This is a genomic window from Mycobacterium sp. 1465703.0 (genome assembly GCF_001672975.1).
Lineage (GTDB): Bacteria > Actinomycetota > Actinomycetes > Mycobacteriales > Mycobacteriaceae > Mycobacterium.
This window is the reverse complement of sequence record NZ_LZKU01000177.1, coordinates 1-11976: the sequence shown is the minus strand read 5'-3', so window position 1 is coordinate 11976 and position 11976 is coordinate 1. Positions and strand designations below refer to the sequence as shown.

Here is an 11976-nt window from a genome sequence, read left to right as displayed (position 1 = left end):
GTTCACGAAGTTCGGGCTGCCCAGTTCGCTGTCCGCGGATACCAAGAAGGTTCGTACATGACGAATTCCGCCGTTGCCCAGGTCACGCCCGTGCCGGGCAAGCCGGTACTGCTACTGAGCGCGTTTGACCTCGCCGACCTGGGCTATGCCGTCGAGGAATTCTTCGTCTCCGCAACGGCGGAATTCGTCATGTACGAACCTTCTTGGTATCCGCGGACAGCGAACTGGGCAGCCCGAACTTCGTGAACAGGGAGTCGTCGAGGAAGGCCACTACATGGGAAACCTTGCCGCCCTGCACATCCAGCACATGCAACTGAAACGGAACATGCACGTCACCGGCGCGCATGTACATCGCCGCGGCGAGCTGGCCGTTGGCGACCAGCGGCAGCATGCGCATGTCTCCGCTTCCCTCCGCCGGGCACTGTTGATGAATCAGCGTGACGATGGACCGCGCACCCTGATACCAGCCGGTGTACGGCGGCATCTCCCAGATCGCCTCCGCGGTGAACAGATCCACCAGCGCATCGATGTCGTAGGTTTCGAACGCGGCGATATAACGGGCCAGCAGGTCCTGGGCCTCCGCCGAATCCGGTTCCGCCGGTTGGTCTTCGGCGCTGGGCGCGACGGCGTCCAGCTGGGACCGGGCCCGCTGCAGCAAGCTGTTGACGGCGGTCGTGGTGGCGCCGACCGCGTCGGCAACCTCGGCGGAGCGCCACTGCAGCACATCGCGCAGCAGCAGCACCGCCCGTTGCCGGGGCGGCAGGTGTTGCAGCGCAGCCACGAACGCCAACCGCACCGACTCACGTGACCCGACGATGACCGACGGGTCGGCCGGGTGCTCGGTCAACTCCGGCAGCGGCTCGAGCCAGGGCACTTCGCGTCGCTCCACCAATTCGGCGGTCGGGTCCGAACTGGGGGCGCCCAGACCCACGGGCAACGGTCGGCGCTGGCGCCCCTCCAGCGCGGTTAGACAGGTGTTGGTGGCGATGCGATGCAGCCAGGTCCGCATCGAGGACTTGCCTTCGAAACGGTCGTAGGCCTTCCAGGCCCGCAGCAGGGTCTCCTGCACCAGATCCTCCGCGTCATGCAGCGACCCGGTCATCCGGTAGCAGTGCGCCAGCAGTTCGCGCCGATACGGTTCGGCATGCGCCGAGAAATCGGTGTCCGCCTCCGGGGTGGGCGCCGAGTATTCCGCCGGGTGGGGGTGCCACCCGCCAGCGGGGAAGCTCATCCGCATGAGCCTACGCAGTGTCTGCGGGCATGGCCTAGATCAGCAGCCATTACGCTGCCCGTAATGACTAGGACCTCCAAGTGAACCGCACCGAACGCAGTTTCGACGGGTTCGGTGGTGTGCGCATCGTTTACGACGTCTGGACGCCCGACACCGCCCCGCGAGCGGTCCTGGTGCTGTCACACGGGCTCGGCGAGTACGCGCGCCGCTACGACCACGTCGCCCAGCGCTTCGGGGAGGCGGGGCTGGTCACTTATGCGCTGGACCATCGCGGGCACGGCCGCTCCGGCGGTAAGCGAGTGCTGGTGCGCGACATCCACGAGTACACCAGTGACTTCGACACCCTGATCGGCATCGCCACCCGGGAACACCACGGTCTCAAGTGCGTGGTGCTAGGGCACAGCATGGGCGGCGGGATCGTGTTCGCCTACGGCGTCGAACGGCCGGATAACTACGACCTGATGGTGTTGTCGGGTCCCGCGGTCGCCGCCCAGGAACAGGTGTCGCCGCTGCTGGCGCTGGCCGCCAAGGTGCTCGGTGCGATCGTGCCCGGGCTGCCGGCGCAAGAACTCGACGTCGACGCCATCTCCCGGGACCCCGCGGTGGTGGCCGCGTACAAAGACGATCCGCTGGTGTACCACGGCAAGGTGCCTGCCGGCATCGGTCGCGCGTTGCTGCAGGTCGGCGAGACCATGCCGCAACGCGCACCGGCCCTGACGGCGCCGCTGCTGGTGGTGCACGGGGAGCAGGACCGGTTGATTCCGGTCGCCGGCAGCCGTCGCCTCGTCGAATGCGTGGGGTCCACCGACGTTGAATTGAAGGTGTACCCGGGGCTTTACCACGAGGTATTCAACGAGCCTGAGCGCGAGCAGGTGCTCGACGATGTGGTCTCCTGGATCACCGCTCGGCTGTGAGGCCGGGGTGTCGGCCCGCTCCCGTAGTTTGGCGCTATGACTGACGACAAGATGCTGGCGCGCATCGCCGCTCTGCTGCGTCAGGCCGAAGGCACCGACAACGCCCACGAAGCCGATGCGTTCATGTCCGCCGCGCAGCGGCTCGCGACGGCCGCGTCCATCGACCTCGCGGTGGCGCGTTCCCACTCGGCCCAGCGTTCGGCCGCGCAGACCCCGACGCAGCGCACCATCACCATCGGCGCGGCCGGCACCAAAGGGTTACGGACCTACGTGCAGTTGTTCGTCCTGATCGCGGCGGCCAACGACGTGCGCTGCGACGTGGCGTCGAATTCCACGTTCGTGTACGCCTACGGCTTCGTCGAAGACATCGATACCAGCCATGCCCTGTATGCCAGCCTGGTCGTGCAGATGGTGCGCGCGTCCGATGCCTACCTGGCCTCGGGTGCGCACCGCCCGACGCCGACGATCACCGCCAGGCTCAACTTTCAGCTGGCGTTCGGGGCGCGCGTCGGCCAGCGGCTGGCAGAGGCCCGCGACCAGGCACGGCAGGAAGCCACCAAAGACCGTCGGCGTTCGCCGGGTACCGCTATTGCCTTGCGGGACAAGGAGGTCGAGTTGGTGGACTATTACCGCGGTGCGTCGAAGGCACGTGGCACCTGGCAAGCCAGCCGGGCCACGGCCGGGTATTCGTCGGCGGCACGGCGTGCCGGTGACCGGGCCGGCAAGCGCGCGCGGCTCGGCAACAGCCCCGAGCTGCCCGGGGCGCGGAGCGCGCTGAGCGGGTGACTGCGGGGAACTCCCCACCGCGGGATTCTCAACGCTCCAAGGTTTATGCGGCTGAGGAGTTCGTCCGGACGCTGTTCGACCGTGCCGCCCAGCACGGCTCACCGCTCATCGACTTCTTCGGCACACAGTTGACGCTGCCACCGGAGGGACGATTCGGTTCGGTGGACTCCGCGCAGCGCTATGTCGACGATGTGCTTGCGCTGCCGGCGGTGCGGAAACGGTGGCCGGGGGTGTCGTCGTTGCGGGTGCGTGCGCGGCGTGCCGCCACCGCCGCGCACTACGAAAACCGCGACGGCACAGGCGTTATCGCGGTACCCGATCGTGACACCGCCGACTGGGCGTTGCGCGAGCTGGTGGTGCTGCACGAAGTGGCGCATCATTTGTGCCAGGCCGAGCCACCGCACGGCCCCGAGTTCGTTGCGACGATTTGCGAGTTGACGGAGCTGGTGATGGGACCGGAACTGGGGCACGTGCTGCGCGTCGTCTACGCCAAAGAGGGCGTGCGGTGAGCGGACATCCCGATCCGGACGCGCGGGCGCGCGAGGTCGAAGCCCAGATGACCGACGACGAGCGGTTTTCGCTGCTGGTCTCGGTGATGGGGGCCGGCGACATGTGGCCGGTGCGCGACCAGCGCATCCCCGCCGACGCGCCGATGAGTGCGGGATACGTGCCGGGGGTTCCGCGGCTCGGTGTGCCGGCGCTGCTGATGAGCGATGCCGGTCTGGGCGTCACCAACCCCGGCTACCGTCCGGGCGACACGGCCACCGCGCTGCCCGCCGGACTGGCGCTGGCCGCCAGCTTCAACCCGCCGCTGGCCCGGGCCGCGGGTGAAGTGATCGGCCGCGAAGCCCGCAGCCGCGGATTCAACGTGCAGCTTGCCGGGGCGATGAACCTGGCACGCGATCCCCGCAACGGCCGCAATTTCGAATACCATTCCGAGGACCCGCTTTTGACCGCCATGATGGTCGCCCAGTCGATCGCCGGCATCCAGCGCCACGGCGTCATCTCGACGGTCAAGCATTTCTCGCTGAACTGCAACGAAACCAATCGGCACTTCCTGAACGCAGTCATCGATCCCGATGCGCACCGCGAAGCCGATTTGCTCGCCTTCGAATTGACGATCGAGCGCTCGCAACCCGGCGCCGTGATGACCGCCTACAACAAAGTCAATGGTGACTACGCCGCGGCGAACACCGTCTTGCTCAACGACGTACTGAAAAACGCCTGGGATTACCGGGGGTGGGTGATGTCGGACTGGGGCGCCACACCGAGTTGGGAGTGCGCGCTGGCCGGCCTCGATCAAGAGTGCGGCGCCCAGATCGACGCGCTGCTGTGGCAGGCCGAGTCGTTCGGCGCACCGCTGCGCGAGGCATACGCCGACGGCAGGCTGCCCAAGGAGCGCCTGTCGGACATGGTCCGCCGGATCCTGCGATCCATTTTCGCTATCGGCGCCGACCGCACCGATACCGCATCGGCGCCGGACCTGGCCGCGCACAACGACGTTGCGTTGCGCGTAGCGCGGGAAGGAATCGTGCTGCTGACCAATCGGGGGCTGCTGCCGTTGGCGCCCGCTTCGAGCGCGCGCATCGCCGTGATCGGCGGGTACGCCCAGGTGGGCGTGGCGGCCGGTTTCGGTTCGAGCACCGTGGTCCCCTCGGGTGGTTATGCGGGTGTGGTGCCGATCGGCGGCTCGGGGCTGGAGGCCGGGCTGCGCAATCTGTATCTGCTGGGGCCAAGTCCGCTGGAAGAGCTGCGAAAACAGCTGCCGCACGCGCACATTGAGTTCGACCCCGGCATCAGTCCGGCCGAAGCGGCGCGGGCGGCGCAAGGCGCCGACATCGCGATCGTGTTCGCGGTGCGCGCGGAGGGGGAGGGCTTCGACACCGTCGACCTGTCGCTGCCGTGGGGTCAAGACGAGCTGATCACCGCTGTGGCGGGCGCCAACCCGGACACCGTGGTGGTGCTGGAGACGGGCAACCCGGTATCGATGCCATGGCGTGACTCGGTGAACGCCGTTGTGCAGGCGTGGTTTCCTGGGCAAGCCGGAGCGCGCGCCATCGCTGAGGTGCTCAGCGGGACGGTGAATCCCTCGGGCCGGCTGCCGATCACCTTTCCCGTCGACCTCGCCCAAACGCCGCGTCCTGCGCTGCCTGGTGGCGGCGAACCGTGGGGGACACCGAGCACGATCGACTATGTCGAAGGAGCCGACGTCGGCTACCGGTGGTTCGCCAAGTGTGGCCATGACCCGCTGTTCGCGTTCGGTCATGGGTTGTCCTACACCAGGTTTGACCACCGTGACCTGGAGATCAGTGGCGAAGACACCATTACCGCGACGTTCAGCGTCGTCAACATCGGCGACCGCGCCGGGGCGGACGTACCGCAGCTCTACCTGACAGCAGCCGCCGGCGCACCGTGCCTGCGGCTGCTGGGATTCGAGCGGGTGGAGCTGGAGCCGGGCGCAACCCGGCGGGTGACGATCCAGGCGGATCCGCGCCTGCTCGCCCGCTACGACGGCAGCGTCGGCAGCTGGCGGATCGATCCCGGCGCCTATACGGCGGCGGTAAGTGCCTCGGCCGTCACCATGCGGCGGGAAGCCACGGTCGAGCTGACGGGTCGTACGTTCGGGCGATGATCAACCCCGGGTGACGCCCGAACGAAACGACCGGTCCGACCGGCTACTTGACCGGGGTCAGCGCGTCGCCGCAGGTGCAGCGGTACGGCTCGCCCGAACCCGAGCAGTGGCAGGGGACCTCGATGCGGACGCGACAGCCGCAGCCTTTGTGACCGCACGTCAGCATGGTTCCGGCCTCATAAGTTGCCATTTAAATCACCCTTTTCTCTGTGTTGTGAGGTATGCGGCGCGGGTGGTCCGCACCCTCACTATATACCCCCCATGGGTATACGATAACCGACCGCGACCGGTTGGATACGAATCCGGTCGTCCGTCCCGACATCGTCGGGTGCGGCTAGCGTGGGCGCCATGACCGAGAAACCAAGCCCCAAAGACGTCGACGCATTCTTGGACAGCACAGTGGTTGACGGTGATCCGTCACTGATCGCGGCCTTGGAGGCCAGTAGCGCGGCGGGGTTGCCGCCGATTGCCGTCTCGGTGCAGCAAGGGAAATTCTTGAGCCTGCTCGCCGGTGCCATCGGTGCGCGCAGCATCCTCGAACTCGGCACGCTGGGTGGTTTCAGCACGATCTGGCTGGCGCGCGGCGCCGGCCCGCAGGGCCGGGTGGTGACGCTGGAATACGAGCCCAAGCACGCCGACGTGGCGCGGGGCAACCTGGAGCGGGCCGGCCTGGCCGATCGGGTGCAGGTAATCGTCGGGGCCGCACTGGATACCCTGCCGACGGTGACGGGTCCGTTCGATCTGATCTTCATCGATGCCGACAAAGAGAACTACCCCGCGTATCTGGAATGGGCCGTGCGGCTGGCCCGCCCCGGCGCGGTCATCGTGGTGGACAACGTGATTCGGCAGGGACAGATCCTTGAACCGCAGGCCGACGCTCAAGCCCAAGCGGTGCGCCAAACGCTGCACGCGATGGGTGAGCACCCGCGATTGGACACGGCGGTGATCCAGACCGTCGGCGCCAAACACTGGGACGGCTTCGCGTTGGCGTTGGTGCGATAGCCGTCAGCGCGGGACCAGACTCCCGACGGCCTGCTCGGCCGAGGTGAGTTCGTTGATGCGCAAGGCGGTTTCGCCGGCGTATAGGGCGGCGCTGTCCAGCCAGGAATCGGGTACGCCGGCCACCGGCGCCATCGGTGTGAAGATCGGAAGGGCCGGCGACTGCAGACGCATCAGCGGTCGCGCGTCGAAATAGCCCAGCGCCGACAGCGGGCGGCTGGCCGCATTCAGGGCGGCCGGCAAGGTTTTGGCCTTCCCGTCGTCGCGGCACCACCGGCGGGTGGCGGCGTTGGGTACCACGCGGTGGCGCAGCGGCCAGCTCACGCCGAATAGGTTGGTTTCTATTGTCCTGTCCGCCCGCATGATTCGCCGCTGGTACTCGTGGCTCGCATTGGCCTCGTGGGTCAACAAAAATCGCGTGCCGGCGATGACACCGTCGGCGCCCGCGGCCAGCGCGGCGCGAGTGTCGGTTGCGGTGGCGATTCCGCCGGCCACGAACACTGGACGGCCCTCGGCCGCGCCGAGGGCGAGCGGCACAAACTGCAGGGCCGGCATGGTTCCGACCAGGTGGCCGCCGGCCTCGCGGCCCTGAGCGATCAAACCGTCGGCGCCCCAGGCGATCGCGGCGCGGGCCTGCGCTTCGGTGCCTACCATGACGAAGACGAAGATCCCCGCGTCGCGCAGGTGCTCGACCAGTCCCCGCTTTTCGCCGAACGCCAACACGATGACGTCCACCCGGGCGTCGACGCAGACCGTGACGTGGCGACGACCAACGAAGGGCATCAACAGGTTTACCGCAACGGTGCGGCCCGGCGCCTGTTCGCGCACCTGATCGATCGAGGTGCTCAGCTGCCGGGGTGTGTCAATGCCCAGCGTTCCCAGTCCACCCGCCCGGGCGACCGCGGCCGCCAGTGCGGCGCCAGCCAGTCCGCCGCCCATACCGGCCTGCCCAATAGGGACGTCGAGGTGCAGCCGGTCCGCGATGTCCATGACTCAAGACGCTACGCCGGTCGGTCGAAACGGCCGCCTGCAGAGGCGTCAATTTTCGTTGCTGGCGTATGGCGGACCGGCGTAATCTTGACGCCAGATGGATGGGTGCAGCCAGGCTCAAAAGGCTTGCTGCATAACAGAAAGGTCACAAAATGAGTACAGTCCATTCATCAATCGATCACCACCCCGATTTGTTGGCTCTTCGCGCACGCTATGAGCGCGTTGCCGAGTCGATGAGTGCACATGTCACGTTCGGTCTGGCGCTGCTGACGGGCCTGTATGTGGCCGCGTCACCGTGGATCGTCGGATTCAGCGCGACGCAATCGCTTGCCACGTCGGATTTGATCGTCGGCATCGCGGTGGCGTTCTTGTCGTACGGGTTCGCCACGACGCTGGATCGCGCGCACGGTTTGACCTGGACGTTGCCGGTGCTCGGCCTGTGGGTCATCGTCTCGACGTGGATCCTGCCGGGCGTCACGTTGACCAGCGGCATGACCTGGTCGAATGTCGTCGCAGGCGTGTTGTTGGCCTTTCTGGGCTTCAACGCGACCTACTTCGGCATGCGCACCCGCGCCGCGGGCACGCCCGCGTAGATCCGAACTTGGTTAGGCCAGAAGGCAATTCGCTGTCCCGGGCCGAATCGTGCCGGTCCGGGACCGCGATCAACCGCAGACCGCGCCGATGGCGGCCGAGCTGACCAGCTTCACGTACTTGGCCAGCACGCCGGTCTTGTAGCGCGGCTCCGGCGGAGTGAAATCCTTTCGCCGACTGTCGAATTCGGCCGGATCGGTCAGCACGTCGAGAACATGGTTGGCCACGTCCAGGCGGATCCGGTCACCGTCGCGCAGAAAAGCGATCGGTCCGCCGTCGACCGCCTCGGGCGCGATGTGGCCGACGCACAGGCCGGTCGTCCCGCCGGAGAACCGGCCGTCGGTCAGCAGCAGCACGTCTTTGCCCAGTCCGGCACCCTTGATGGCGCCGGTGATGGCCAGCATCTCCCGCATTCCGGGGCCACCCTTGGGGCCTTCGTAGCGGATCACCACGGCGTCACCCTTGGTGATGGTGCCGTCCTCCAGGGCGTCCAGTGCGGCCCGCTCGCCGTCGAAAACCCTTGCGGTGCCTTCGAAGACATCGGAGTCAAAACCGGCCGACTTGACCACCGCGCCTTCGGGCGCCAGTGATCCGCGCAGGATGGTGATCCCGCCGGTCGGGTGAATCGGATTGCTCAGCGCACGCAGCACCTTGCCGTCCGGGTCGGGCGGGGCGATCGCGGCCAGGTTCTCGGCCACGGTCGCCCCGGTCACCGTCAGGCAGTCGCCCCGCAGCAGTCCGGCATTCAGCAGCGCCTTCATCACCACCGGCACGCCGCCGATGTGGTCGACGTGCGACATGACGTGGCGGCCGAACGGCTTGACGTCGGCCAGGTGTGGCACCTTCGACCCGATTCGGCTGAAGTCGTCGAGCGACAGCGCGACGCCGGCCTCGTGGGCGATGGCCAGCAGGTGCAGCACCGCATTGGTGGAGCCACCGAACGCCATGACCACCGCGATCGCGTTCTCGAACGCCTCCTTGGTGAGGATGTCGCGGGCGGTGATGCCGCGCCGCAGCAATTCGACGACGGCCGCACCGCTGCGCCGCGCGAACCCGTCACGGCGCCGGTCGGTGGCGGGCGGCGCGGCACTGCCCGGCAACGACATCCCGAGCGCCTCGGCGGCGCTGGCCATCGTGTTGGCCGTGTACATGCCGCCGCACGCGCCTTCACCGGGACAGATCGCGCGCTCGATGGCGTCGACGTCCTCGCGGGGGATCAGGCCGCGGACGCAGGCGCCGACGGCTTCGAACGCGTCGATGATGGTGACTTCGCGCTCGCTGCCGTCGGAAAGCTTCGCGACGCCGGGCAGGATCGAGCCCGCATAGAGGAACACCGACGCCAGGTCCAGCCGTGCGGCGGCCATCAGCATCCCCGGCAGCGACTTGTCACAGCCGGCCAGCAGCACCGAGCCGTCCAGGCGCTCGGCCTGCATCACCGTTTCGACACTGTCGGCGATCACTTCGCGCGAGACCAGCGAGAAGTGCATCCCCTCGTGGCCCATCGAAATGCCGTCGGACACCGAGATGGTGCCGAACTCGAGCGGATATCCGCCGGCCGAGAACACGCCTTCCTTGACCGCCTTGGCGAGGCGGTCCAGCGAGAGATTGCACGGGGTGATCTCGTTCCAGGACGACGCGACCCCGATCTGCGGCTTGGCGAAGTCGTCGTCTCCCATGCCTACGGCCCGCAGCATGCCCCGGGCGGCGGCCTTTTCCAGGCCGTCGGTGACGTCACGACTACGCGGCTTGATGTCGGCGCTTGAAGCCGAATCGGTGGTGGGCATTGTTCAAGTATGCGCTGGCCAGTCGCGATGGCCGCTTCCGGGGTTATACCCCGATGGGGTATAAGCTGGAATCGGCGTCATGCGGCCGCAGCGCCGGCGAATCGGCAGGGGTGAAAAATGACGAACGAGCACGGGTACTCGCAGCAGAAGGACAACTACGCCAAGCGGCTGCGGCGCATCGAGGGCCAGGTACGTGGCATCGCCCGGATGATCGAGGAAGACAAGTACTGCATCGACGTCCTCACCCAGGTCAGCGCCGTCAACAGCGCGCTGCGTTCGGTCGCGCTGAATTTGCTCGACGAACACCTGAGCCACTGCGTCACCCGTGCCGTTGCCGACGGGGGAGACGACGCCGACGAGAAGCTCGCCGAGGCCTCGGCCGCAATCGCGCGCCTGGTTCGTTCCTGATTGGTGACGGAGTTGAGACCTGTCTTGCGGCCCTGATTGAGGGGGAGGCGTAGTTGCGGTCCGTACGGTAAGGCAGTGTGATCGCATTAGGCACGACAACCCAGGAACTGGGGAGCCCGGCCGATACCGACGCCATGACTGCCGAAACCAACGTTGCCGCGCGAACGTGGACGCCACGGGTCGCAGCGCAGTTGGCTGTGCTGGCCGCGGCGGCCTTCACCTACGTCACCGCTGAGATTCTGCCGGTCGGAGCGCTGCCGGCCATCGCTCGCGACCTGCACGTCAGCTTGTTCGCGGTGGGCACCCTGCTGACCTGGTATGCCTTCGTGGCGGCCCTGACAACGTTTCCGCTGGTGCGCTGGACGGCGCATTGGCCGCGTCGGCGTGCTCTGATGCTCAGCCTGACCTGCCTGACCGCCTCGCAGGTCATCTCGGCGCTGTCACCCAATCTCGCGGTGCTGGCCACCGGCCGGGTGCTCTGCGCGATCACCCACGGCCTGCTCTGGGCGGTCATTGCACCGATTGCGACCCGGCTGGTGCCACCCAGCCACGCCGGACGCGCCACCATGTCGATCTACGTCGGAACCAGCCTGGCGCTGGTCGTGGGCAGCCCGCTGACCGCGGCCCTCAGCTTGATGTGGGGCTGGCGGCTGGCCGTCGTGTGCGTCACCGTGGCGGCCGCCGTCGTCACGGTCGCGGCCCGGGTGATGCTGCCGGAGATGGTGCTCACCTCCGACCAGCTCGCCCACGTAGGGCCGCGGTCGCGCCACCACCGCAACCCCCGGCTGATCATGGTGAGCGTCCTGGCGATGATCGCGGTCACCGGCCATTTCGTGTCCTACACGTTCATCGTCGAGCTCATCCGCAACGTCGTCGGGGTGCGCGGGCCGAACCTGGCCTGGGTGCTGGCCGCCTACGGACTCGCCGGCCTGCTGTCATTGCCGCTGGTGGCGCGGCCGCTGGACCACCGGCCCAAGGGCGCCATCATCCTGTGCATGACGGGGCTGACGGCGGCCTTCGTGGTGCTGACCGCCCTGGCGGTGGGTGGCCGGACCGGCGTGGCCACCGCGCTGATCGGGACCGCCGCCATCGTGCTGTGGGGGGCCATGGCCACCGCCGTCTCGCCGATGATGCAGTCCGCCGCCATGCGCAACGGGGTCGACGACCCCGACGGGGCATCGGGGCTCTACGTGACCGCCTTCCAGGTCGGCATCATGGCCGGATCGCTGGTCGGTGGCCTGCTCTACGAGCGCAGCGTCACGTTGATGCTGACCGCGTCGGCGGCCTTGATGGCCGTGGCGCTGGTCGGCATCGCGGCCAACCGGCGGATGCTGGACGTTGCTCCGACAAGCTCACCTGATTCATAGCAGCCCAGGTCAGACGCAGATCACCGCCCTTTTCCAGGCGTGGCCAGGCGTCGGTGAAGGTAGCTGGCGTGCGCTCTATGCGACACTGTGTCGAGTCGACGAGTGGAGGTATGCATATGTCGGGCTGGACGAGGGGAAAGCTCTTCGCCGCTCTTAACGCCACCGGCTTGGCGTCTGTCGTGGCTTTGGCGCTTGTGCTGAGTGCGGCTCCCGCATCGGCGGATCCGGATCCGGCTCCCGCCGACCCGGGCGCGGTCGCGGCCCCGCCCGCACC

At 67.6% G+C, this 11976-nt stretch carries 12 protein-coding genes and 1 pseudogene; 9 read left to right on the top strand and 4 right to left on the bottom strand.

Annotated features, from left to right (window positions below):
* Window positions 1-246: hypothetical protein (locus tag A5625_RS30190; protein WP_232003712.1), on the top strand; the 246-nt coding region annotated here is incomplete at its 5' end.
* Here the strand turns inward: A5625_RS30190 and A5625_RS16095 are convergent.
* Window positions 188-1358, bottom strand: a pseudogene (locus tag A5625_RS16095) (sigma-70 family RNA polymerase sigma factor). The gene A5625_RS30190 and the pseudogene A5625_RS16095 sit on opposite strands and share 59 nt — an antisense overlap.
* Here A5625_RS16095 and A5625_RS16090 point away from each other — a divergent pair.
* From A5625_RS16090 to A5625_RS16075, 4 genes are read left to right on the top strand one after another with little or no spacing between them, the layout of a single operon-like run.
* Window positions 1351-2145: an alpha/beta hydrolase gene (locus A5625_RS16090; RefSeq protein ID WP_232003711.1), complete on the top strand. Its 795-nt coding sequence runs from the start codon at window positions 1351-1353 to the stop codon at window positions 2143-2145. The pseudogene A5625_RS16095 and the gene A5625_RS16090 sit on opposite strands and share 8 nt — an antisense overlap.
* Window positions 2146-2181: 36 nt before the next feature.
* Entirely contained in the window at window positions 2182-2931 is a 750-nt protein-coding gene (locus tag A5625_RS16085; protein WP_066995673.1) for a DUF2786 domain-containing protein, read from the top strand.
* Window positions 2928-3440 carry a TIGR04338 family metallohydrolase gene (locus A5625_RS16080; RefSeq protein ID WP_066995670.1) on the top strand — a complete coding sequence of 171 codons (513 nt, stop codon included), beginning with the start codon at window positions 2928-2930 and terminating at the stop codon, window positions 3438-3440. The genes A5625_RS16085 and A5625_RS16080 overlap by 4 nt, the downstream gene beginning before the upstream one ends.
* A gap of 47 nt (window positions 3441-3487) precedes the next feature.
* A complete protein-coding gene (locus A5625_RS16075; RefSeq protein ID WP_066995679.1) occupies window positions 3488-5563 on the top strand; it encodes a glycoside hydrolase family 3 C-terminal domain-containing protein in 2076 nt (691 codons plus the stop codon).
* A gap of 43 nt (window positions 5564-5606) precedes the next feature.
* Here the strand turns inward: A5625_RS16075 and A5625_RS28430 are convergent, their stop codons facing one another.
* Window positions 5607-5753, bottom strand: coding sequence for a metallothionein (locus A5625_RS28430; RefSeq protein WP_082984424.1), 147 nt, complete (start codon window positions 5751-5753; stop codon window positions 5607-5609).
* Window positions 5754-5911: 158 nt separating this feature from the next.
* On the opposite strand from A5625_RS28430, the gene A5625_RS16070 reads away from it, so the two are divergent.
* Entirely contained in the window at window positions 5912-6565 is a 654-nt protein-coding gene (locus A5625_RS16070; protein ID WP_066995667.1) for an O-methyltransferase, read from the top strand.
* Between the two features lie 3 nt (window positions 6566-6568).
* Here A5625_RS16070 and A5625_RS16065 read toward each other — a convergent pair whose 3' ends face one another.
* Window positions 6569-7552: a nitronate monooxygenase gene (locus A5625_RS16065; protein ID WP_066995664.1), complete on the bottom strand. Its 984-nt coding sequence runs from the start codon at window positions 7550-7552 to the stop codon at window positions 6569-6571.
* 152 nt (window positions 7553-7704) lie between these two features.
* Between A5625_RS16065 and A5625_RS16060 the strand changes: the two genes are divergently transcribed.
* Complete coding sequence (locus A5625_RS16060) at window positions 7705-8145, top strand: SPW repeat protein (protein ID WP_066995661.1); 441 nt, start codon at window positions 7705-7707, stop codon at window positions 8143-8145.
* A 69-nt stretch (window positions 8146-8214) separates the two neighbouring features.
* Here the strand turns inward: A5625_RS16060 and ilvD are convergent, their stop codons facing one another.
* Window positions 8215-9927, bottom strand: a complete 1713-nt coding sequence (gene ilvD, locus A5625_RS16055) for a dihydroxy-acid dehydratase (protein ID WP_066995659.1) — start codon at window positions 9925-9927, stop codon at window positions 8215-8217.
* 117 nt (window positions 9928-10044) lie between these two features.
* On the opposite strand from ilvD, the gene A5625_RS16050 reads away from it, so the two are divergent.
* On the top strand, window positions 10045-10335 hold the full coding sequence (locus A5625_RS16050; RefSeq protein ID WP_066995655.1) for a metal-sensitive transcriptional regulator: 291 nt from the start codon (window positions 10045-10047) through the stop codon (window positions 10333-10335).
* 134 nt (window positions 10336-10469) lie between these two features.
* Window positions 10470-11702 carry an MFS transporter gene (locus tag A5625_RS16045; RefSeq protein WP_066995652.1) on the top strand — a complete coding sequence of 411 codons (1233 nt, stop codon included), beginning with the start codon at window positions 10470-10472 and terminating at the stop codon, window positions 11700-11702.
* The last annotated feature ends 274 nt before the right edge of the window (window positions 11703-11976 follow it).

Coding starts and splice junctions, on each gene's coding strand:
- A5625_RS28430 (WP_082984424.1), bottom strand. CDS start 5,753: ATGGCAACTTATGAGGCCGGAACCATGCTGACGTGCGGTCACAAAGGC.
- A5625_RS16085 (WP_066995673.1), top strand. CDS start 2,182: ATGACTGACGACAAGATGCTGGCGCGCATCGCCGCTCTGCTGCGTCAG.
- A5625_RS16075 (WP_066995679.1), top strand. CDS start 3,488: ATGACCGACGACGAGCGGTTTTCGCTGCTGGTCTCGGTGATGGGGGCC.
- A5625_RS16065 (WP_066995664.1), bottom strand. CDS start 7,552: ATGGACATCGCGGACCGGCTGCACCTCGACGTCCCTATTGGGCAGGCC.
- A5625_RS16060 (WP_066995661.1), top strand. CDS start 7,705: ATGAGTACAGTCCATTCATCAATCGATCACCACCCCGATTTGTTGGCT.
- ilvD (WP_066995659.1), bottom strand. CDS start 9,927: ATGCCCACCACCGATTCGGCTTCAAGCGCCGACATCAAGCCGCGTAGT.
- A5625_RS16050 (WP_066995655.1), top strand. CDS start 10,045: ATGACGAACGAGCACGGGTACTCGCAGCAGAAGGACAACTACGCCAAG.
- A5625_RS16045 (WP_066995652.1), top strand. CDS start 10,470: ATGACTGCCGAAACCAACGTTGCCGCGCGAACGTGGACGCCACGGGTC.
- A5625_RS16070 (WP_066995667.1), top strand. CDS start 5,912: ATGACCGAGAAACCAAGCCCCAAAGACGTCGACGCATTCTTGGACAGC.